The sequence below is a fragment of the Pseudomonas sp. MYb185 genome, assembly GCF_002979975.1.
Classification (GTDB): domain Bacteria; phylum Pseudomonadota; class Gammaproteobacteria; order Pseudomonadales; family Pseudomonadaceae; genus Halopseudomonas.
This window is the reverse complement of the sequence record NZ_PCQD01000004.1, coordinates 349,513-371,319: the sequence shown is the minus strand read 5'-3', so window position 1 is coordinate 371,319 and position 21,807 is coordinate 349,513. Positions and strand designations below refer to the sequence as shown.

Sequence of the window (21,807 nt, the reverse complement as noted above, 5' to 3'; positions counted from 1 at the left end):
TTTCTAGTAATAAGGACAGCAAATGCCTGACCTGGTTCTCGCCTCCAGCTCACCCTATCGCCGTGCCCTGCTCGAACGCCTCGAGCTCGCCTTCCAGTGCGCAGCGCCGGATATAGATGAAACACCCCGGCCCAATGAAAGCGCCGAACAGTTGACCCAGCGCCTGGCACTGGGCAAGGCCCAGGCACTGGCCGGGAGATTTACGGATCACCTGATCATCGGCTCGGACCAGGTCCTGCTGCTGGATGGCCAGCCGATCAGCAAGCCCGGCAACCACACTGCAGCGCAACAGCAACTGCGGCGCTGCAGCGGTCGTACGGTGGAGTTCACCACCTCCCTGTGCCTGCTCAACAGCCGCACCGGAGCCTATCAGCTGACCAGCGAGCCGTTCCATGTCAGCTTCCGAGAACTGGATGAGGACAGCATCGAGCGCTATCTGCTGCGCGAGCAGCCGTACGATTGCGCCGGCAGCTTCAAGATGGAGGGCCTGGGCATCACCCTGTTTCGCGCGCTGCGCGGCGATGACCCGAACAGCCTGATCGGACTACCGCTGATCAGGCTGTGCGACATGCTGCGCCAGGAAGGCGTGCGCTTACCGTAATACCGGCGCAGCCAGGCCGAGGTGGGTGGCCAGCGTATTGCCGATGCTGGTGCCCAACTGCCGGGAAAAACGCTGGAATGGCGATTCGCGGTAGGTGAAGTCGACCAGTTCCTCGGCACCGACAACCTCCCGCGCCACCGCCGAGGCACTGGACAGGCCATCCACCAGACCCAGCTCCAGCGCCTGCTCGCCCGACCACACCAGACCACTGAACAGCTCGGGATGTTCCTTCAGGCGCTCCCCCCGACCCTGCCGGACCTGATCGATGAACTGCTGGTGAGTGGTTTCCAACACCGTCTGCCAGAACGCACGCTCATCTGCGCGCTCGGGCTGGAACGGATCGAGAAACGCCTTGTGCTCACCCGCGGTATAGGTACGCCGTTCAACGCCCAGCTTGTCCAGCGTCTCGACAAAACCGAAACCAGCGGCCGTGACCCCGATCGAACCGACCAGGCTGGCCTTGTCGGCATAGATCTCATCGGCCGCAGCCGCAATGTAATAGGCACCGGAGGCACCGATATCGGCAATTACCGCATACAACCGGGTATCCGGATGCAGTGCTCGCAGGCGCTTGATCTCATCATATACATAGCCGGCCTGCACCGGGCTGCCACCGGGACTGTTGATGCGCAGCACCACGGCCTGGGTCTGTTCATCCTTGAAGGCCCGACGCAGGCTGGTGACCAGGTTGTCCGCACTGGCCTCCTGGCGATCGGCGATGGTCCCGCGCACCTCGATCAGCGCGGTGTGCGGCTTGCCGGTGGTCGCCGCCCCCTCGAACCCGGCGAACGGCGAGAACAGGAACAACGCGCCGAGCAGATAGAGGAAGGTCAGGCTCTTGAAGAATATCCCCCACCGCCGTGAACGACGCTGCTCCTGCACTGAAGCCAGCAAGGACTTCTCCAGCAGCTCCCAGGCCTTGCGATCTTCCTTCTGTGCCTTGGCCTGGTTGCGCTCGATCATCGGGCCCTCGGTCCATTGGTCCTGTTGCATCTATTGCACCTCTATCATCTGACTGGTCCGAAACTGGGGCAGAGCCCACCCGTGGAACTCGTCGAAAGAGTCCACGCAATGCACTGGCTGGCAGCGCAGCAGTTGTTCATGGGTCATGGCACCGTAGGTGACCGCCACCGGGCGCACCCCGGCATTGTGCCCCATCATGATGTCGAATTCGCTGTCGCCCACCATGCAGGCATCGGTCGGAGCCACACCCAGCTCACCGAGGATTTCCTCGATCATCCGCGGGTGCGGTTTGCCAGCGGTTTCATCCGCACAGCGGGTGACGTCGAAGTAGTCTTCCAGGTCATGGGAGGCCAGCATGCGATCCAGCCCCCGGCGTCCCTTGCCGGTCGCCACGGCAAGGTGGAAGCCCCGGGCACGCAGCGCATCGAGCGCGACATGCACACCCTCGAACAGCGGCGACGGGTCCCGCTCCAACGCCAGATAGTTCTCGGCATACGCCTCGATAAGCCGTTGCGCCAACAGCGGCTGATCAAGCTCTGGATACAGCACGGCAACCGCATCCGGCAGGGCCAGGCCGATGATGTCACGCACCTCCCGCACCGAGCATACCGGCAAAGCCACATCCACCGCAGCACGCTGCATGGCCGTCACTATATTGTTGATGGAGTCGGCCAGGGTACCGTCCCAGTCGAAGATCAGGGTATTCATGTCACTCCTTCTCGAGCTTGCGCAGCGTCAGGTCCCAGACCGCTCCAGGCTCGGCCCGAACTTCCAGGCACCCCCCTTCCGGTAGTTGAGAAGCGAGAGAAGCTGCATGCAAAAACAATCGCTTACCGCCCTTTTCTCGAATTATTCTGGAAAACTCATCGTCGCCGTATTTGGCATCACCGGCGATCGGGTGACCGGCGTGGCGCGCATGCACGCGGATCTGGTGGGTACGCCCGGTGATGGGCCGCGCCTCAACCAGCGTGGCGAAATCGCCGAAGCGCTGGACCACGCGGAATTCGGTCAGCGACTCCTTGCCTTCCGGGTTGACCTCCACCATACGTTCGCCCGAGCGCAGGTTGTTCTTCAGCAACGGAGCGTGCACCTTCTTTACCTGCGACGGCCAGCGCCCGCGCACCAACGCCAGGTAGCGCTTGTTCACGCCCTTGCCCGGACCGTCGCCACGCAACTCGGCATGCAGATGCCGCAACATGCTGCGCTTCTTGGCGATCATCAGGCAGCCGGAGGTATCCCGGTCCAGCCGGTGCACCAGTTCCAACTGCTGCGCTTCGGTCGGGCGCAGTTGACGCATCGCCTCGATCACACCGAAATTCAGGCCACTACCGCCATGTACGGCCAGGCCGGCGGGCTTGTTGACCACAATCAGGCCTTTGTCTTCATACAGGATGCTTTGTTCCAGGGCATTCAGGATGCCCTGCCCGACCAGCGCCGGAGCATCGGCCTCCGGCAGGCGCACTGGCGGTATGCGAATGCTGTCGCCCGCCTTCAAGCGGTACTCGGGCTTGATCCGGCCCTTGTTGACCCGCACCTCGCCCTTGCGCAGGATGCGGTAGATAAGCGTCCGGGGCGCACCTTTCAGACGCGTCAGCAGGTAATTATCGATGCGCTGACCGGCCATATCCTCGGAGATCAGGTCGGTTTGCACGTTGGGAGAGATAACGGATTGGTCGGTTTTCATGGGCGCATCATACATTTTTTCATGCAATTGAAGCACTTGAATAATGCTGCTATAGTCCGGCGAGCTGCGCAAAAGGCAGCAGGAGGCCCTGGTAGTCGATCCGATTGCCGCACCCCTCCCAGAAATAGTGATATAGAGCCTTCGTCAGGCCCGGAAAGCAGCGCCGGCGAACCTCGAGAAAACATGCTGCGGGCCACAGGCTGGCAGAATATTAACCCGCTCCCCGGAAGGCGACGAGCGGCACCCGATTCAGATGGGAAAGTGATTAGGTGGAGATGCACAGCTTCAGGATGATGTGACGAGCGTTGACACTTGCATTGATCGTGTCCCCGTCCCCAGTCCGGCTGATTCCTCCCTAAAAGTAAAGTTTCTCTGTACTCGCCATAGACAGACTGAACTGCAGCTGCCCAACGGCAACAGCAATGTGAACTCTGAACAAGGGCAAGGTTGGCCCAAGCAGAAACACGCCTGACACCTAACGGAAGAATCAGGTGCCGTACTCGTGTTCCGGGAAGCACTGGAAACACAACGGTACTTCATGAAAAGAATGCTGATCAACGCAACTCAGCCAGAAGAGTTGCGCGTAGCGCTGGTAGATGGCCAACGGCTGTATGACCTGGACATCGAATCAGGCGCCCGCGAGCAGAAGAAATCCAATATCTACAAGGGCCGCATCACCCGCATCGAACCCAGCCTCGAGGCCGCCTTCGTCGACTTCGGCTCCGAGCGCCACGGTTTTCTGCCGCTCAAGGAAATCTCCCGCGAATACTTCACCAAGCAGCCCGAAGGCCGCGTCAACATCAAGGAAGTGCTCAAGGAAGGCCAGGAAGTCATTGTCCAGGTCGACAAGGAAGAACGTGGCAACAAGGGCGCCGCGCTGACCACCTTCATCAGCCTGGCTGGCCGCTACCTGGTGCTGATGCCCAACAACCCCCGCGCTGGCGGCATCTCCCGCCGTATTGAGGGCGAAGAGCGCAACGAACTGCGCGAAGCCCTGAATAGCCTCAACGTCCCTGCCGACATGGGCATGATCGTGCGTACCGCCGGTCTTGGCCGTAGTGCCGAAGAACTGCAATGGGACCTCGATTACCTGCTGCAACTGTGGGAGGCGATCAAGAGCGCCTCCAGCGAGCGCAGCGGCACCTTCCTGATCTATCAGGAAAGCAACGTCATCATCCGCGCCATCCGCGACTACCTGCGCCAGGATATCGGCGAGGTACTGATCGACAATGAAACGGTCAAGGAGGAAGCGCTCAACTTCATCAGCCAGGTCATGCCGCAGTATGCGAGCAAGGTCAAGCTGTACGAAGACAGCGTGCCGCTGTTCAACCGCTTCCAGATCGAAAGCCAGATCGAGACTGCCTTCGACCGCCAGGTCAAGCTGCCGTCCGGCGGCTCCATCGTGATCGACCATACCGAAGCGCTGGTATCCATCGACATCAACTCGGCACGCGCCACCAAGGGCGGCGATATCGAGGAAACCGCACTGCAGACCAACCTGGAGGCCGCCGAGGAAATCGCCCGCCAACTGCGCCTGCGTGATATCGGCGGCCTGATCGTCATCGACTTCATCGACATGACCCCGGCCAAGAACCAGCGCGCCGTGGAAGAGCGCGTGCGCGAAAGCCTCGAGGCCGACCGCGCCCGGGTCCAGGTGGGCCGTATTTCCCGCTTCGGCCTGCTGGAAATGTCCCGTCAGCGTCTGCGCCCCTCCCTGGGCGAGACCAGCGGTATCGTCTGCCCACGCTGCAACGGTCGCGGCACCATTCGTGATGTCGAGTCGCTGTCCCTGTCGGTACTGCGCCTGATCGAGGAAGAGGCGCTGAAGGATCGTACCGCCGAGGTGCGCGCCCACGTGCCGGTATCGATCGCCACCTTCCTGCTCAACGAGAAGCGCGACGTCCTGGCCAAGACCGAGGCCCGCACCCAGGTCCGCCTGCTGGTACTGCCGAACGCCCACATGGACACCCCGCACTTCGAGGTCCAGCGCCTGCGCGATGACCAGGAAGCCGTGCTCAATGGCGAATCCAGCTACACCATGAGCGCCGAGGTCGAGCAGGAAGAGCCCGTCCAGGTCAGCCAGACCCGTGCTATCGTGCGTCAGGAAGCGGCGGTCAAGAGCATTGCCCCGTCACGCCCTGCCCCGGCACCGGCCCCCGCTCCCGTTGCTGCGGCAACCAAGGCCATTCAGGAATCCCAGCCAGGCCTGATCAAATCGCTGATCAAGTCCCTGGTGGGCATGTTCTCCGGCGACAGCAGCCAGGCTGAGAAAGCCGAGCAGCAGCCTGCCAGCGATGCCACCCAGAAAACCACGCGCGAAGGTAACCGCAATGCCGAGCGTCGCCCCAACCGCAACCGCCGTCAGCGGCCGGAGCGCGGTGAGCGCAGCGGCGAACGCAGCGAGCGGCCCCAGGCCCAGCGCGGCGAGCGCAAGAGTGCCGAGCCGGCAGCCGAAGCCGCCGCACCCAGCCAGGCAAGCGTACCGAGCAGCAAGGCCGAAGGCAGCACCTCCAGCCGTCGCCGCCGTCGCAGCAGCGGCAGTGCCAGCAGCGAGAATACCGAGCAGCGCGTAGCCCAGACCGAGGACAGCAGCCGTCAGGAACGCCGCACTCCACGCCAGCCAGAACCGGTTGCCGCGCAGGATGAGGAACTGACCGACCTGACTCTGGAGCAGTCCGGCAGCGAGGGCGGCTCGGAAGAGGATCGTCCCAAGCGCCGCTCACGCAACAGCCAGCGCCGCCGCAATAACCGTCGCAGCCGCAGCCCCGTCCAGGACGAGAGCACTGGCGAAAACGTGGCAGCGGCAGCCCAGGCCGATAGCGCAGCCGACACAGCGGACAAACCGGCCAACCAGAGCAGCAATGACGCCGCCGAGGTCATCATTCCGGCCAGTGTAGCCATCGCTGCCACCCAGGCGGTTGCCGCCAGCGAAGGCCAGGCCCCGTCGGAGATGATCAATGAGCCGGCCGTAGAAGCAGCTGCCCCGGTCTCCGCCGAACCCCTGGAAGAGGTCAAGCAGCCGGTTGAGGAAACCCTGACCCAGGCAGTATCGGATATCGAGCAATCGATCGAGCATGCCGTCGAGGCATTCAACCAGTCCCAGCGTGAAGAGGGTGGCGCACCGGCAGCCGAGCCGGCACCGACCAGCGTGACCGAGGAACCAGCGGCTCAGCCGCAGGCGGTTGAGCAGGTTGTTGCCGAACCTGAGGCCCAGCCCGAGCCGGACGTTGACAGCGCAGCAACCGTCGCCGAGCAGACCGCTGCCCAGCCGGAAGAAGCGCCCCAGGAGCCGACTCCGGCACCGCAGCCTGCTGCCGAAGAGGTAGTAGTCGCCGAGGCTCCGGCACAGGTTGCCGAATCGGAGCAGAAGCCGATCCCAGCCCTGACCGAAAGCGGCCGCGCCTTCAACGATCCGCGTGAAATCCGCAAGCGTCGCCTGGAGGCCAAGCGTCTGGCCGAGCAGCAGGCCGAGGCACCCGCCCAGGAGCAGGTGGAAGCCGAGCCCGAGGTACAAGCCGAAGCCCAGCAGCCCGCCGAGCAGACCGCACAGCCGGTCGAGTCGGTGAGCGAAGCGATGGCCGAAGCCCAGGACGTCATCGAGACCATCGAGGAAGCCCAGGTTGAGCCGAGCCCGGCAGTAGCCGCGACGGAGGAAGCCGAAGAGGTCATCACGACCGGCGAGCAGGCGGATATCCCTGCGCACCCGGGAACCAGTGTCGTGGAGCAGCAGGAAGACTCCGCCGCACAGGAGGATGACGAGCAGGCTCCGAGAAGCTGATCGTCAGTTGCAGCAACGACAAAGGGGATGCCAATCGGCATCCCCTTTGTCGTTTATGGCCTTCCCTTGCCTGACTGACCCGCCGATGTCAGCCGCCGATCAGTTGCGGCTCCATCTCCAGGGTAACGCCAAACCTGCGCGCCACATCCTGCTGGATATCGCCAGCCAATGCCATTACCTCGGCACCCCGCGCGCCTCCGAAATTGACCAGCACCAAGGCCTGCTCGCAGTGCACGCCGACGCTGCCGCGACAATGTCCTTTCCAGCCAGCCTGCTCGATCAGCCAGCCGGCAGCCAGTTTGATACTGCCATCATCCTGCGGGTAATGCGGCATGCCTGGCCAGGCTGCCAGCAGTGCCGTGGCACGTTCGACACTGACCAGGGGGTTCTTGAAGAAGCTGCCGGCATTACCCAGCTGGGCGGGGTCGGGCAGTTTCGAGCGACGGATGCGACACACCAGTTCGCTGATCACCCGACTGTCGGGCCGCTGCAGGCCAAGCGCCTGCCAGGCCGCCGCCAATGGCGCATAGCCGAGCCTGGGTTGCGGGCGCGTAGCCAGCCGCAGGCGTACCCGCAGAATGACGAAGCGCCCGGGTTGCTGCTTGAACAGGCTGTCCCGATAGGCGAACCGGCAGGCTGCCCGATCCAGGCGACAGACCTCTCCAGTGTGGCGATCCAGCGCATCCAGACTGTCGAATACATCACACAGCTCGACACCATAGGCACCGATATTCTGTACCGGCGCAGCACCCAGGGTACCGGGAATCAGGGACAGGTTCTCCAGCCCGTGGAAACCATGATCCAGGCTCCAGCCAACCAGTTGATGCCAGTTTTCGCCGGCCTCCCCTTCGATCAGGACGTTATCGGCGGTGCGCTCGACCACCCGCCGCCCACGGCTGCGCATGGCTATGGTCAGGCCCGGCACCGGGCCGGCCAGCACCATGTTGCTGCCACCACCGAGCAGGGTCACCGGCCAGTCTTGCTGCCGGGCCAGGCTTAGCGCCTCACGCAACTGGATGTCGTTCTCGACTGTTACCAACCGTTCGGCATATTCGCTGATACCGAAGGTATTGAGCAGGCGCAGATCCGCCCGGGAGACGACCACCGCTCCCATCAGCGTGCAGCCAGCAACTGGCGTACCCGCTCCAGGTCTTCCAGCGTATCCACCCCGGCCGGCGGCACTTCGCAAGCGTCGGCGACATGGATGCGACAGCCGAACCACAAGGCCCGTAATTGCTCGAGCGACTCAGCGGCTTCCAGTGGACTGGTCGGCCAACGTACATAGTCATGCAGGAAGCCGACCTTGTAGGCATACAGGCCGATATGGCGACGGAACGGGATATCCTCGGGCAAACTGGCCGGACGCTCCCCGGCAAAGGCATCCCGACACCAGGGCATCGGCGCGCGGCTGAAATACAGGGCGAACCCCTGGTGATCGGTCACCACCTTGACCGCATTGGGATTGAACAGGGTGTCGATATCCTGCAGCGGCTCGGCCAGGGTGGCGATGCTGGCGGCGGAAAAGGCCCGCAGGTTGGCGGCCACCTGGTCGATCAGCACCGGCGGGATCATCGGCTCGTCGCCCTGCACATTGACCACATGGGCCTCGCTGTCCAGCCCCAGTTGGCTGACCACCTCCTGCAGGCGATCAGTTCCGGACGGATGATCGTCACGGGTCAGCAGTGCATCGGCACCGAACTCGCGACAGGCCTCGACGATGCGCACATCGTCGGTGGCGATGGTCACCGATGCGGCGGCACTCTTGCGGGCCTGCTCCCAGACGTGACGGATCATCGGCTTGCCGGCGATATCCTGCAGTGGTTTGCCCGGTAGCCGGGTGGAGGCATAACGGGCCGGTATGATGACGTGGAACATGTTCAGTGATCCAGCCTCTCGTCCGCGTCCAGCGCACGCGCTTCACCCTCAAGCATCACGGGAATACCGTCACGCACCGGGAAGGCCAGACCATCGGCCCGGCACCACAGTTCGGTCTTGTCCTGGTTCTGCACCAGCGGGCCCTTGCACAATGGGCAGGCCAGGATATCGAGCAATTTGGGATCCATCGTCAGACTCCGGTCAGGGAAAGGTTTTCCGGCTGGACCGCAGATGGCGGTCCAGTCTTTCATGCAGCGCCGCGGTGAAGGCGGCGCTCAAGCAGGCATCGACGCTCAGGTACCACCAGTTGTCGCGCGCGAAGCCGGCACATTTGATCGCGTCCTTTTCGGTCATGATCAACGGCTCGCCATGGTCGAACTCGGCGAAGCTGTCGGCATTGTACTGGGCGTGATCGGCGAAGGCATGGATTTCCGGCACGAAGCCATGATTCTCCAGGGTCTTGCAAAAGCGCTCGGGGTTGCCGATACCCGCGACCGCCTGCACCCGGGGCGGTGCTTTCCACTGCGCCGGCTTGATGCGCTCACCTGTCTTCAGGTTGACCAGATCCACGGCCTGCAGTTGCATGGCGAAAGCGCCATCGGCATCAACATCGGCACCGGTACGTACCAGCATATCCACCGATTCCAGGCGCTTGGCGGGTTCGCGCAGCGGACCTTCAGGCAGGCAGCGGGCATTGCCCAGACCACGCCCGTGATCGATCATCACCAGTTCCAGCGTACGCCCCATGCGGTAATGCTGCAGGCCATCATCGCTGATGATCACGTCGACAGCCGCGTGTTCCAGCAGATGCCGCCCCGCCCTGGCACGGTCGTGGTCGATCACCACCGGCACCTGGCAGCGACTGGCGATCAGCAGTGGCTCGTCGCCGACCTGCTCGGGACCATCCTCGGTCGGCTGGATGCGCCAGGGCCGGGAAGGCGGTTTGGAGCCGTAGCCCCGACTGATGACCCCCACACGCAACCCGCAATCACGCAGGTGTTCTACCAACCAGATCACCATTGGCGTCTTGCCGGTACCACCGAGGGTAATGTTACCCACCACGATCAGCGGCACTGGCGGTTGCCAACTGGCCGAAGGATCATCCAGGTAGCGTTGTCGGCGGCGCGTGGCGACCCCTTGATACAGTTGCGACAGTGGCCGCAGCAGCTTCAGCCAGCCATGCCGTTCATACCAGGCACGGAGCATGAAGCGCTCCAGGGAGAAGCCGTTCATGGCGCCGGGTTTTCCGGCTCACTGGTGGTCAGCCGCAGGTGGGTGAAGCCCTGCTGGCCGGCAGCATCCATGGCGGTGATGACTGACTGATGCGGCGTCCTGGCATCGGCAGTGATCACCACCGGCAGAGCGTGGTTGCCACCGGCTTCACGCGCCAATGCCGCCTTCAGCGTCTCCAGACCGGGATCGATCAGCGCATTGCCGTTGATCGCCACCTCGCCGGTAGCGGAAATCAGTACCTCGATCTGCTGCTGATCAGCATTCTCGGCCCGCTCGCCGGAGACGGACTCCGGCAGGTCGACTTTCAGATGGGTTTCCCGGGTGAAGGTAGTCGATACCATGAAGAAAATCAGCAACAGGAACACCACATCGATCAGCGGCGTCAGGTTGATATCGGTATCCACCCGGGTCCTGCGTCGAAAATTCATCGGTCAATTCCCTTTGGCCAGGCTGACGGGCCGCTTGTCCTGTGCCGCCGGAGCGCTGCCGTTGAAATCGGCATCACGCTGGCCCTGCACCACTTCAACCAATTTGGTCGCTTCCTGCTCCATGGCCACCACCAGCTCGTCGACCCGGCGGGACAGAAAGCGGTGGAAGAACAGCGCGGGGATGGCCACGGTCAGGCCCGCGGCGGTGGTGATCAGCGCCTTGGAAATGCCACCAGCCAGCACTGCGGTGTTACCAGTGCCCTGCAGCATGACTGCGGTGAACACATCGATCATCCCGATCACGGTGCCCAGCAGCCCCAGGAGCGGGGACACGGCGGCAATAGTGCCCAGGGTGCTGAGGTAGCGCTCCAGCTCGTGGATGACCTTGGTCGCCGCCTCCTGAATGCATTCCTTCATGATTTCCCGGCCATGATGAGCATTGGCCAGGCCGGCCGCCAGGACCTCGCCCAGCGGGGAGTCGGCACGCAGCGCCTTGAGCCGACTGGTATCGAGCTGGCCGTCCTTGATCCAGCGCCAGGCCTGCCCTACCAGGTTGGCCGGCGCGACGCGGTTACTGCGCAGCGTCCACAGGCGCTCCAGAACGATGGCTGCGGCCACCACCGAGGACAATACGATCGGCAGCATCAGCCAACCGCCGGCTTTGATCAATTCCCACACAGACGTTCCCTCCAAAATTGGTCTACTCTAGCACGCCTGCTGGCGACTATTCAGCCAGCCGGCCCGGTGCTCGATCTTCATGCCAGAAGCGTTGTGCACGCTCACGCCAGGACCACTCCCGGCGGGCCTTCCCTGTGTCGTCCAGGACAAAGCGTATCGCTCCGGCGGTGGCAGTATAAACTGGTTCGGCTCCCAGTTCGCGGTAACGTTCCACAACCCTGGGATGTGGATGGCCGTATTGACTGTGCCGACCGGCACTGAACACTACCCAGCGCGGGTTGACCGCGCGGATGAACGCGTAGGATGAGGAGCTGCGGCTACCATGGTGGGGTGCCAGCAGCAGGTCGGCGCTCAGCGGCTTGTCCAGCATCTGATATTCACCACGAATTCCCACATCCCCGGGCAGTACCACCGCCCCCTGGCCAGCGACCACACGCAGCACACAGGATTGCTCGTTGGCCGATGCCGGGGGTGGCGGGCTATGCACCACCTCGAAACGTACGTCATCCCAGCTCCAATGCTCGCTTGGAATGCACGGCTGTGCCTGGAGCAGAGGGTCGAGCGCGGCATATTGCCCCGCCAGCGTGCGCTTGACCGGCAGGTTGGCGGCAATGAAGCCTGCGCCCCCGGCGTGATCGTTGTCGGCATGACTGAGCAGCAGTATATCCAGCTTGCGCACCCCCAGCGCCAGCAGGGCCGGATGCACCACTGCCTCGCCCAGATCGAAGCCACTGGCAAAGCGGGCCCCGGTGTCGTACAGCAGGTCATGACGCTGGGTCTGCAGCAAGACCGACAGCCCCTGCCCCACATCCAGTACGGTGACCCAGAGCTGGCCAGGCGCCGGCCGTGGTTGCGGTGGCAGCAACAAGGCCAGCAGACAGACCAGGCCCGGCAACCACAACAACCGCGCCAGCGGGCTGAGCAGCGCGGTGACCCCAGCCAGACCGAGGAGAAAACCCGCCCAGCCGGGAAATGCCAGACGCTCGGCCTCGCGCAACCGGGCCACCCAGTCGAGTCCGTCGAATAGCCAGTTCAGTGCCACAGCGGCAGCCCTGACCAGCCAGGGGAAGTCGAACAGCATCTGCAGCACCGTGCCCAGCAACGCTGCCGGCACCACCAGCAGGCTGACCCAGGGGATCGCCAGCACATTGGCCAATGGCGACGTCAGGCTGGCCGGCATGCACCACAGCAACAGCCATGGCCACAGGCCGACGAATACCAGCCACTGCGCACGCCCCCACTTCCACCAGATATTGGCCGTGCCCAATCGGGCGCCCATGCCATACAGCAGCAAGCCGACCGCAATGAACGACAGCCAGAAGCCGGCGCGCAGCGGCGCCGCAGGATTGAACGCCACCACCCCGGCAAAGGCCACCAGCCAGAATGTCCACAACCCCGGCTGGCGGTATAGCAACTGGATCAGCAGCCCCAGGGTGATCATCAGCAAGGACCGCTGTACCGGCACATCGAATCCGGCCAGCAAGGCATATACGGCAGCGACCACGATCACCAGCGGCATCGCCAGCCACAGCCGCGGCCAGGGCCAGACCAGCACTCCGCAGCGCCCCAGCAGCGTCACCACACCGAATACCGCAGCCGCCAGCATGCCCACATGTAAACCGGAAATGACCATCAGGTGGCTGGTGCCGGTGGCCTGCAATGTCTGCCAATCCTCCCGGCCGAGTACACTCTTGTCGCCGACTACCAAAGCCGTCAGACGGGTACCGCCGGGCTGACCATCGAGTACCTGTTCCAGTTGCTGGCGTATGTTGTTGCGCAGCGCGGCGATACCCGGGCCCGGCTGTGCCTCGCTGAGCCGCTGCCCACTCCGCACGCTGCCGAGCGCACCGATACCCTGGGCATATAGCCAGGCCTCGTAGTCGAAGCCTCCAGGATTGGCCATGCCGGCCGGACGCCGCAGGGTCATCTCGAAGCGCCAGCGCTCGCCCGGGCTAAGCGGCTGGCCATCGAACCAGTGCGCGCGCAAGGGTGGCAGCGGTTGGCCGGTGTCGGCCAACCGCACCTGCTCCAGATCGAAGCGCCAGCCACTCTCGGTGGGTTCGGGCAGTCCCCTGACCTGCGCCACCACCTGCACACGAACGCCATCGAACTCCGTCGACAGGCGCTGACCCAGCAGTTGGTGATGAAACAGGCAGGCCCACAGCAGACCGATGGACAACGGCAACAACCAGCGCAGCCGGCGGACATGCCAGAGCAGCACTGCCAGGCCCAGCGGCACCGCTGCCAGCCAGGTCGGAGGCAGACTGCTCCAGCTCAGCGGCAGCAACATGCCGGTGATCAGGGCGATCAGAAACAACGGCACAACCATGTGCGAAATATCCAGTCATTTTCAATACCACGGCGATGGGTGGCCGGAATACCCCATTAGGAGCATAATTGCCGTTTAGCCCGCCTACCGATCAGCCTGCGATGCCACGTCAGCTACTCAAGCGCTACATGCCCAGCCCGGAACGGATCAAGCACAGCAAGTCGCTGCGTTTCATGGGCACCGTGCTGCATGATCCGAACCTCTGGCACCTGACCCGGCACAGCGTCGCCAGGGCCATGGCCGGCGGCCTGTTCGCGGCCCTGCTGCCAATCCCCATGCAGATGCTGCTGGCCGCGTTCATCGCTGTAATGATACGGGCCAACCTGCCGATCTCGGTGAGCCTGGTGTGGCTGACCAACCCGATCACCATGCCGCCGGTATTCTTCATGCAGTACAAGCTCGGCACCCTGCTGCTGGGCGCCCCGGAACGCACCATGCCGCCGGAACTGTCCATCACCTGGCTGACGACAGAGATTCACCATATCTGGCAACCCATGCTGGCCGGCTCACTGGTGTCAGCCGTCGCCGCCGCCGCCATTGGCTACTTCGGCACCCTGTTGTATTGGCGTTTCTGGGTTGCACGCAACTGGAAGCGCCGCAAAATGCGACGCCGTCGTCAGTCCTGAATCAACTGTTCAGATTTGCTGTGCCACCAGCCGGCCTTCATCGAGGGTCAGCACCCGATCCATCTGCGCGGCCAGCGCCAGATCGTGGGTAACCACCAGAAAGGCGGTATCCAGCCGCTGGCTGAGTTCCAGCATCAATTGCTGCACGCTGCGGGCAGTGTGCTGGTCGAGGTTGCCGGTCGGTTCGTCCAGCAGTACACAGGCCGGCTCGTTGATCAGCGCCCGGGCGATCGCCACCCGCTGGCGTTCGCCACCCGACAGCTCGGCCGGCTTGTGACCGGCACGGGGCGATAGACCAACGCGCTCCAGCATCGCCAGGCCGCGTTCACGCGCCTGGTCGATCGGCGTTGCACCGATCAGCAGGGGCATGCAGACGTTCTCCAGCGCGGTGAATTCAGCCAGCAGGTGATGGAATTGGTAGACGAAGCCCAGATCGCTGTTGCGCAGCTGTCCGCGTTCGGACTCCTTGAGCGCCGACATCTGCCGCCCCGCCAGCCACACCTCGCCGGTGGTTGGAGTGTCCAGGCCACCGAGCATATTCAACAGGGTCGTCTTGCCCGAGCCTGAACTGCCAACGATGGCGATACGCTCGCCAGCCTGCAACCGCAGATCGACCTCGTCCAGTACCTGCAGACTTTGCGGGCCTACCGCGTATCGCTTGCCCAGCTTCCGGCATTCCAGTACTACTTCAGTCATAACGCAGGGCCTCCGCCGGCTCGGTACGGGATGCACGCCAGGCCGGATACAGGGTAGCCAGAAAGCTCATGCCCAGCGCAGCGGTGCAGATGATCACGACATCCGTCCAGATCAGCTCGGACGGCAGATAACTGATGAAATACACATCGGAACTGAGAAACTGGGTACCCAGCAGCTTTTCCAGCCCGGCTACCAGCGCCGAGACATTGAGCGCCGCCAGTACCCCCAGAATACCGCCAGCCAGGGTGCCGACCACCCCGATGACCGAGCCCTGGACCATGAAGATGCCCATGATGGTGCCGGGCGAGGCTCCCAGGGTACGCAGGATGGCGATATCGGCCTTCTTGTCGGTGACCACCATGACCAGGGTGGAAATGATATTGAATGCCGCCACCGCCACGATCAGCAGCAACAACAGGCCGATCATGGTCTTCTCCATGCGGATCGCGGCGAACAGGTTGCCGTGACTGCGCGTCCAGTCCTGCGCGTAATACTCCCCCGGCAACTGTGTCACCAGATCCCAGGACACCTGGGGCGCCTGGAACAGGTCAACCAGACGCAGCCGTATGCCCTGCACCTGGCCCGGCTCCCAGCGACTCAAACGCGCAGCATCGGCGGCGTGAATCAGCGCCATGGAAGCATCCAGTTCGGCGCCGACCTTGAACACACCGGTGACATGGAAGCGCTTGAGCCGGGGGAACACGCCAGCCGGGGTGACCGAGGCCTCGGGCATGACGAAGGTCAGCTTGTCACCCAACTGGACATTGAAACGTTTGGCGATCAGTTCGCCGATGATGATGCCGAACTCGCCTTCCTTCAGGTCATCGAGGCTGCCGGCCTGCATGTGCTGGTCGATGATCGACACCTGTGCTTCCGCCTCGGGAATGATGCCGCTGACCAGTACCGGGGCTACACTGCCATTGTGGGTCAGCATGCCCTGCATCTGGATGAACGGGGCGGCAGCGGCAACCTCGGGATGGGACTCCAGTTCGGTGGCCAGGCTGCGCCAATCATCGATCGGCTGATAGCCATTGATGCTGGCGTGCGGCACCATGCCGAGAATGCGGGTGCGCAGCTCACGGTCGAAACCGTTCATGACCGACAGCACCAGAATCATCACCAGCACGCCCAGGGTCAGCCCCAGCATGGAGATCAGGGAAATAAAGGATATAAAGTGATTACGACGTTTGGCGCGCGTGTAGCGCAACCCGATGAAAAACGGCAAGGGTCTGAACATGGAATACCAGTTACCTGATGAGAAAAGTCCCGATGAATGGCAGTTCGGGCTGACATGTTACACTGAAACCGGTTTCGGTAAACGGGCCTGAAACATGCAAACCAACAATCACGATGGCGTTCACTCCGGCTACTTCCAGATCCAGGATCGACTGGCGCTGGATTATCAATTGATCGATGCCCTACCCGCCGAGCATCCCCCCCAACCCGAGCCATCCCCACTGTTCGGCCTGCTCGGTGAATTGCACCTGTTGGACCATGAATCACAGCATCTGTTGCGCCAGATCGGTGAGCATGATCGCGGTCTGGCCGCCTACCTGAAGATCCTCAACAAGCGGGTCGAGCTGATCGGCCGGGCCCTGTCCCTGCAACTGGTCGAGGATATGGGGACACCACTGGCCGTGACCCTCAGCGAGGCTGGTCTGACCTTCCCTTCCCATCGGGCATTGGCCGTAGGCCAGTGGATCGTCCTGCGATTGCTGCTGCCGGACCCGATCGGCCTGGCGGCAACGGTGCAGATTGCCGACTGTGTCCGGGATGACGCTTCCGACCAGTACCTGATACAGGTAAGCTTCGCACAGTGCAACGATGCCCAGCGCCAGCTGCTGGCTCGGCATATCGTGCAGAAACAGGCACAGGAAATCCGTGCTGCGAAACACAACGAAAGGACATCGACATGAAACGACTTCTGCCCCTGACCCTGGTCACCACCCTGTTTGCCGCCACCATCGTACAGGCCGAGACCCTGTCCATACCGCTGGGCCAGCAGGCGGTCAGCCAGCAACTCGATCTGCCCCAGCGCGGCACCAGCACCAGCGCGGTACAGCAGCGCCACGGTGCGCCGACCACCCGTCACGCGGCGGTCGGCCAACCACCGATCAGCCGCTGGGACTATCCGGGTTTCAGCGTCTACTTCGAACATGACAAGGTGATCCACAGCGTGCGCCAACACATCCCCACCGGCAACTGAAGACCCCATGCTCATCTACGGCCATCGCGGTGCTCGCGGCGAAGCCCCGGAGAACACCCTGCCCAGCTTCCGCAAGGCGCTGCAGGCTGGGGTGACCCGGGTGGAGCTGGACCTGCACCTGTCGTCTGACCATCAATTGATGGTCATCCATGATCCGACTCTCAAGCGCACCACCGGCATCAAGGGCAAGGTCGCGGCCCTGCGCGCCGCCGATCTGACCCGCATCGACGCCCGCCTCGGTCTGGCCGGCTGGGCGGAGCCCTGCCCGATTCCCACTCTGGAACAACTGTTCCAGGCCTGCCCGGAATTCGAGCACTATCAGTTGGAAGTCAAGAGCGGATCGCCGGCGCAGTCACGCCGGGTGATCGATGCCATTACCCGGCTGGTCGATGCCCACGGCCTGGCAGACAAGGTGGTGATCACCTCATCCAGTCGTGCGCTGTTGCGCCATGCCCGGGATAGTGGCTGCCCGCTACCGACCGGACTGGTCGAGGAGTATGGCCTGCTGGACCCGGTCAAGAGCGCCCTGCGCTATCAGTGCCGCTTTCTGGTGCTGAGCTGGAAGCTGTGCACCCCGGCCAGAGTCGCCCAGGCACACCAGCACGGCCTGCACGTTTCGGTGTGGACGGTGAACGAGCCGCAGCTGATGCTGCAATTGCGCGAGATGGGAGTCGATAGCCTGATCACCGATGTACCGCAACTGGCTGTCACGGTACTGGAGTCTGGCGCGGCCGACTGACCGCACCAGACAGGTGGCAGGTCAGAACAGCCGGCCGAGGCCGTCCAGCGCGGCGACCCGATAGGCCTCCGCCATGGTCGGGTAGTTGAAGGTGGTATTGACGAAGTACTTGATGGTATTGGCCTCCCCCTTCTGACTCATGATTGCCTGGCCGATATGCACGATCTCGGAGGCCTGGTCGCCGAAGCAATGGATCCCAAGCACCTGCAGCGTCTCGCGATGAAACAGGATCTTCAGCATGCCCACCGGCTCGCAGCTGATCTGCGCCCGTGCCATGCTCTTGAAGAAGGCCTGGCCCACCTCGTAGGGCACCATTTCGCTGGTCAGCTCACGCTCCGTCTTGCCCAGCGAGCTGATCTCGGGAATGGTGTAGATGCCGGTCGGCACGTCATCAACGAACCGCCAGCTGTCATTCTCCACAATATTCCCCGCCGCCGAACGTCCCTGGTCGAAGGCAGCACTGGCCAGGCTTGGCCAGCCGATCACATCCCCGGCCGCATAGACGTTGGGCACCTCGGTGCGATAGTTCTCGTCCACCAACACCTGGCCGCGACTGTTGGACTGCAGGCCGATGTTCTCCAACCCCAGGCCATCCGTATTGCCGGAGCGGCCATTGCACCAGAGTAACGCGTCACCCTTGATCTTCTTGCCTGATTTCAGGTGCAGTACCACTCCGCCGCCGTCCAGTCCCTCGATCTTTTCGTACTCCTCGTTGTGACGGATGAGCGCCATGCTGTTGCGCAGATGGTAGCTCAAAGCATCGGAAATCTCGTCATCGAGGAAGCTCAGCAGGCGGTCGCGGTTGTGGATCAGATCCACCTTGACTCCCAGCCCACAAAAGATGGAGGCATATTCGCAGCCGATGACCCCAGCACCGTAGATGATCAATGTGCGCGGAGTATGGTTGAGCTGCAAGATGGTATCGCTGTCATATATCCGCGGGTGGTTGAAATTGACATCCGCCGGACGGTACGGCCTTGAGCCAGTGGCAATAATGACTTCCTGAGCCACGAGCCGGTCCACAGCCCCTTCGGCGTTGACCAGCTCGATGGTATGGGCATCGGCAAAACTACCCTTGCCGAAGAACAGATCGATGCGGTTACGCGCGTAGTAGCTATTACGCGAACGTACTTGACGGGAAATGACCTTTTCCGCGCTCTTGAGCACATCCGGGAAGGAAAAGTCCCGTGGCTCGCCCACCGTGCGAAATACCGGATTGGTATTGAATTGAATAATCTGCTTGACCGAATAGCGCAGCGCCTTGGACGGAATGGTACCCAGGTGAACGCAGTTGCCGCCCACCATGTTCCGTTCCTCGATCACCGCAACCCTGCGTCCCAGCTTCGCCGCGTTGACCGCAGCTCCCTCTCCCGCCGGGCCTGCGCCCAGCACTACCACATCATAGTTGTAAACAGCCATTCAATTCGGTCCTGTAGCAATCCTCAGATAGATTCCTGTGCAGCCTGCGCCATTCACTTTCTCTGAGTGGCGTCGTAGCCCAATGCCGGGGGGGCTGTCGAACCGGTTTCCTGCTTCGACTCCTCGCACTTGTTGGGGTTGCCGCCACACAGACTGCAGCTGGCATCCGCCCCCATAGCTCCGATACCGCCGCAGGAACCGGCAATCGGCTTGCGGCCGGCCATGACGCCAACCGCCATACCGGCGACACATAGCAGCATCACCGAAAAAGTCACGACCCAAAGCATGGTTCTACTCCTTGCCCTGTTGCAGGGCGATGAATCGGGGAGTGCTGCGGGATACGAAGCCATCCCCCTGACGAATGACGAACAACGCCGGAATATCGTGCTCCAGCGCATAATCCCAGCCGCGCTCCGAGCCCTTCACCAGCAAGGTGGTGGACAGCCCATCGGCCCAGGCGGCGGACTCGTGCAGTACCGTCACGGCGGCCAGGTCGTGCATCACCGGCTTGCCGCTGACCGGGTCGAAGGTGTGCGAGTACCGCTGCCCTTCGTGCTCGAAGTAGTTGCGGTAATCACCAGAGGTGGAAACGCCATAGCCGCGCAGGGGCAATACCAGCTGCGCGACCCGGCTTTCGTCCCGGGGCTCCTCCACGGCAATGCGCCAGGGACTCCCCCCCGGCTTCTGGCCGTCAGCCTTCAGTTCCCCGGTAAGCTCCACCATATAGTCTTTGATGCCCATGGCCATCAGACGTTCGGCTACTTCGTCGACCATATAGCCGGCAGCAATGCCACTCACATCCAGTTCCAGCTGGGTGTCCTTGCACAGTTGCCGGCCACGGATATGCAGATGCTCATGTCCGGTGCGCGCCATGGCCTCGGCCAACTGCCGCGGGTCCGGCACCTGCTGTGAGCCAATATCCCCATGAAACCCCCACAAGTGCATCAGCGGCTCCAGGGTCAGGTCAAAGCTGCCACCACTGTCCTCATGCAGCTGCTGCGCCAACAGCACCAGATCCAGGATCGGTTGCGGCATCTCCTGGCAGGTGCCCGCCGGTGCCGCATTGAAGCGCGACAGGTCCGAGTCGGGGCGCCAGGTGGAGGCGATACTTTCGAACTCCTCCAGCATTTGATCGATCAGGGTCTTGACCTCGGCTGGCGGCGGCGTTCCTTCCCCCCCCACCCATTTGATCGAATAGGTACTGCCCATGGTCGGACCGTAGATCTCGGCCACCGGCTCTGCAGAATTGAAACAGCCCGTCAGGGCTGCTGCCAAGGCAACAGCACCGACGGGCCAGAAAAGCCAACGCAACATATCAGCCGCCAAAGTCATCGAGCAGGATGTTCTCGGGTTCAACCCCCAGTTCCTCCAGCATCTTGATCACCGACGCGTTCATCATCGGCGGCCCACACATGTAGAACTCACAATCTTCCGGGGCCGGGTGGTCCTTCAGATAATTCTCGTACAGCACATTGTGGATGAAGCCGGTAGGCCCCTCCCAGTTGTCTTCGGGCAGGGCATCCGACAGCGCCAGATGCCACTCGAAGTTCTCGTGCTCGGACGCCAACTTATCGTACTCATCGACATAGAAGGCTTCTCGCAGCGAACGTGCACCATACCAGAAGGACATCTTGCGCGTGCTCTTGAGTCGCAGCAACTGATCCAATATGTGCGAGCGCATCGGTGCCATACCGGCGCCGCCGCCGATGAACACCATCTCCGCATCGGTATCCTTGGCGAAGAACTCACCGAAGGGCCCATACACGGTGATCTTGTCGCCCGGCTTGAGGCTGAATACATAGGAAGACATGATGCCCGGCGGGATATGATCCTGACCTGGCGGGGGGGTAGCCACACGTATATTGAACTTGACGATCCCCTTCTCTTCCGGGTAATTGGCCATGGAGTAGGCGCGGATCACCGACTCATCGACCTTGGACACATAGCGCCAGATATCGAACTTGTCCCAATCGGGATGAAATTCAGGCTGAATATCGAAATCCTTGTAGTGCACCGTGTGAGGCGGGCATTCCAACTGTACGTACCCACCAGCGCGGAAATCCACGTTCTCGCCTTCCGGCAGGCGCAGCGTCAGCTCCTTGATGAAGGTCGCCACGTTGGGGTTGGATTCAACCACGCACTCCCACTTCTTGACCCCGAATACCTCTTCCGGGACCTTGATCTTCATATCCTGCTTGACTGGTGTCTGGCAGGATAGACGCCAGCCCTCCCGGGCTTCGCGCTTGTTGAAGTGGCTTTCCTCAGTGGCCAGCATCTCACCGCCACCACTTTCCACCATGCATTTGCACTGGGCACAGGTACCGCCGCCACCGCAAGCCGAAGAAAGGAAGATACCATTATCCGCCAGGGTGCCCAGCAACTTGCCCCCCGCCGGCACGGTAATGGTTTTCTCGCCGTTAATTTCAATACTGACATCGCCACTGGAAACCAGCCGGGTACGGGCCAGCAGAATAATTACCACCAGCACCAGCACGATGCCAGTGAACATCGCGATGGGTAGCAATAAATCAAGAATCGACATGTCCGCTCCC

General features: G+C 62.5%; 22 protein-coding genes. 6 read left to right on the top strand and 16 right to left on the bottom strand.

All coding sequences use genetic code 11. The annotated features are described in order from the left end of the window. Nucleotides 1-22 precede the first annotated feature (22 nt). Nucleotides 23-601, top strand: coding sequence for a nucleoside triphosphate pyrophosphatase (locus CQ007_RS08655; protein ID WP_105645138.1), 579 nt, complete (start codon nucleotides 23-25; stop codon nucleotides 599-601). On the opposite strand, the gene CQ007_RS08650 is transcribed toward CQ007_RS08655, so the two are convergent. From CQ007_RS08650 to rluC, 3 genes are read right to left on the bottom strand one after another with little or no spacing between them, the layout of a single operon-like run. Further along, nucleotides 593-1,594, bottom strand: coding sequence for a S49 family peptidase (locus tag CQ007_RS08650; protein ID WP_371919810.1), 1,002 nt, complete (start codon nucleotides 1,592-1,594; stop codon nucleotides 593-595). The genes CQ007_RS08655 and CQ007_RS08650 overlap by 9 nt on opposite strands. Then, a complete protein-coding gene (locus CQ007_RS08645; RefSeq protein WP_105645136.1) occupies nucleotides 1,595-2,272 on the bottom strand; it encodes an HAD-IA family hydrolase in 678 nt (225 codons plus the stop codon). It lies immediately after the preceding gene. A 1-nt stretch (nucleotide 2,273) separates the two neighbouring features. After that, a complete protein-coding gene (rluC, locus tag CQ007_RS08640) occupies nucleotides 2,274-3,248 on the bottom strand; it encodes a 23S rRNA pseudouridine(955/2504/2580) synthase RluC (RefSeq protein WP_105645280.1) in 975 nt (324 codons plus the stop codon). Nucleotides 3,249-3,786: 538 nt separating this feature from the next. On the opposite strand from rluC, the gene rne reads away from it, so the two are divergent. After that, entirely contained in the window at nucleotides 3,787-7,026 is a 3,240-nt protein-coding gene (gene rne / locus CQ007_RS08635; RefSeq protein ID WP_105645134.1) for a ribonuclease E, read from the top strand. Between the two features lie 88 nt (nucleotides 7,027-7,114). On the opposite strand, the gene murB is transcribed toward rne, so the two are convergent. From murB to CQ007_RS08600, 7 genes are read right to left on the bottom strand one after another with little or no spacing between them, the layout of a single operon-like run. After that, nucleotides 7,115-8,140 carry a UDP-N-acetylmuramate dehydrogenase gene (gene murB / locus CQ007_RS08630; RefSeq protein WP_105645132.1) on the bottom strand — a complete coding sequence of 342 codons (1,026 nt, stop codon included), beginning with the start codon at nucleotides 8,138-8,140 and terminating at the stop codon, nucleotides 7,115-7,117. Next, entirely contained in the window at nucleotides 8,140-8,901 is a 762-nt protein-coding gene (gene kdsB / locus CQ007_RS08625) for a 3-deoxy-manno-octulosonate cytidylyltransferase (RefSeq protein WP_105645130.1), read from the bottom strand. The genes murB and kdsB overlap by 1 nt, the downstream gene beginning before the upstream one ends. 2 nt (nucleotides 8,902-8,903) lie before the next feature. Continuing rightward, complete coding sequence (locus CQ007_RS08620; RefSeq protein WP_105645128.1) at nucleotides 8,904-9,089, bottom strand: Trm112 family protein; 186 nt, start codon at nucleotides 9,087-9,089, stop codon at nucleotides 8,904-8,906. Between the two features lie 13 nt (nucleotides 9,090-9,102). Then, entirely contained in the window at nucleotides 9,103-10,134 is a 1,032-nt protein-coding gene (lpxK, locus tag CQ007_RS08615) for a tetraacyldisaccharide 4'-kinase (protein WP_105645126.1), read from the bottom strand. Further along, entirely contained in the window at nucleotides 10,131-10,562 is a 432-nt protein-coding gene (locus CQ007_RS08610) for a biopolymer transporter ExbD (RefSeq protein ID WP_105645124.1), read from the bottom strand. The genes lpxK and CQ007_RS08610 overlap by 4 nt, the downstream gene beginning before the upstream one ends. Before the next feature lie 3 nt (nucleotides 10,563-10,565). Then, complete coding sequence (locus CQ007_RS08605; RefSeq protein ID WP_105645122.1) at nucleotides 10,566-11,240, bottom strand: MotA/TolQ/ExbB proton channel family protein; 675 nt, start codon at nucleotides 11,238-11,240, stop codon at nucleotides 10,566-10,568. 46 nt (nucleotides 11,241-11,286) lie between these two features. Continuing rightward, nucleotides 11,287-13,569 (bottom strand): DNA internalization-related competence protein ComEC/Rec2, encoded by a 2,283-nt coding sequence (locus CQ007_RS08600; protein ID WP_105645119.1) that lies wholly within the window; start codon nucleotides 13,567-13,569, stop codon nucleotides 11,287-11,289. Between the two features lie 101 nt (nucleotides 13,570-13,670). On the opposite strand from CQ007_RS08600, the gene CQ007_RS08595 reads away from it, so the two are divergent. After that, nucleotides 13,671-14,195, top strand: a complete 525-nt coding sequence (locus tag CQ007_RS08595; RefSeq protein WP_105645117.1) for a DUF2062 domain-containing protein — start codon at nucleotides 13,671-13,673, stop codon at nucleotides 14,193-14,195. 9 nt (nucleotides 14,196-14,204) lie between these two features. Here CQ007_RS08595 and lolD read toward each other — a convergent pair whose 3' ends face one another. Beyond that, complete coding sequence (gene lolD / locus CQ007_RS08590; protein WP_105645115.1) at nucleotides 14,205-14,891, bottom strand: lipoprotein-releasing ABC transporter ATP-binding protein LolD; 687 nt, start codon at nucleotides 14,889-14,891, stop codon at nucleotides 14,205-14,207. Beyond that, nucleotides 14,884-16,128 carry a lipoprotein-releasing ABC transporter permease subunit gene (locus tag CQ007_RS08585; protein ID WP_105645113.1) on the bottom strand — a complete coding sequence of 415 codons (1,245 nt, stop codon included), beginning with the start codon at nucleotides 16,126-16,128 and terminating at the stop codon, nucleotides 14,884-14,886. Before CQ007_RS08585 ends, lolD begins: the two co-directional genes overlap by 8 nt. 94 nt (nucleotides 16,129-16,222) lie before the next feature. Here CQ007_RS08585 and CQ007_RS08580 point away from each other — a divergent pair, with 94 nt between their 5' ends. Genes CQ007_RS08580 through CQ007_RS08570 form a run of 3 tightly spaced genes read left to right on the top strand, consistent with a single transcriptional unit; the run spans nucleotide 16,223 to nucleotide 17,836 of the window. Beyond that, a complete protein-coding gene (locus tag CQ007_RS08580) occupies nucleotides 16,223-16,807 on the top strand; it encodes a PilZ domain-containing protein (protein ID WP_105645111.1) in 585 nt (194 codons plus the stop codon). Then, nucleotides 16,804-17,097 carry a phosphodiesterase gene (locus CQ007_RS08575; RefSeq protein WP_105645109.1) on the top strand — a complete coding sequence of 98 codons (294 nt, stop codon included), beginning with the start codon at nucleotides 16,804-16,806 and terminating at the stop codon, nucleotides 17,095-17,097. Before CQ007_RS08580 ends, CQ007_RS08575 begins: the two co-directional genes overlap by 4 nt. 7 nt (nucleotides 17,098-17,104) lie before the next feature. Next, nucleotides 17,105-17,836 (top strand): glycerophosphodiester phosphodiesterase, encoded by a 732-nt coding sequence (locus CQ007_RS08570; protein WP_105645107.1) that lies wholly within the window; start codon nucleotides 17,105-17,107, stop codon nucleotides 17,834-17,836. A gap of 21 nt (nucleotides 17,837-17,857) precedes the next feature. Here the strand turns inward: CQ007_RS08570 and sthA are convergent, their stop codons facing one another. From sthA to nqrF, 4 genes are read right to left on the bottom strand one after another with little or no spacing between them, the layout of a single operon-like run. After that, nucleotides 17,858-19,255 carry a Si-specific NAD(P)(+) transhydrogenase gene (gene sthA / locus CQ007_RS08565; RefSeq protein WP_105645105.1) on the bottom strand — a complete coding sequence of 466 codons (1,398 nt, stop codon included), beginning with the start codon at nucleotides 19,253-19,255 and terminating at the stop codon, nucleotides 17,858-17,860. 53 nt (nucleotides 19,256-19,308) lie between these two features. Then, nucleotides 19,309-19,542 (bottom strand): (Na+)-NQR maturation NqrM, encoded by a 234-nt coding sequence (gene nqrM, locus CQ007_RS08560; protein WP_105645103.1) that lies wholly within the window; start codon nucleotides 19,540-19,542, stop codon nucleotides 19,309-19,311. Between the two features lie 4 nt (nucleotides 19,543-19,546). Beyond that, entirely contained in the window at nucleotides 19,547-20,569 is a 1,023-nt protein-coding gene (locus CQ007_RS08555; RefSeq protein WP_105645278.1) for an FAD:protein FMN transferase, read from the bottom strand. A 1-nt stretch (nucleotide 20,570) separates the two neighbouring features. Continuing rightward, a complete protein-coding gene (gene nqrF / locus CQ007_RS08550; RefSeq protein ID WP_105645101.1) occupies nucleotides 20,571-21,797 on the bottom strand; it encodes an NADH:ubiquinone reductase (Na(+)-transporting) subunit F in 1,227 nt (408 codons plus the stop codon). Between the last annotated feature and the right edge of the window lie 10 nt (nucleotides 21,798-21,807).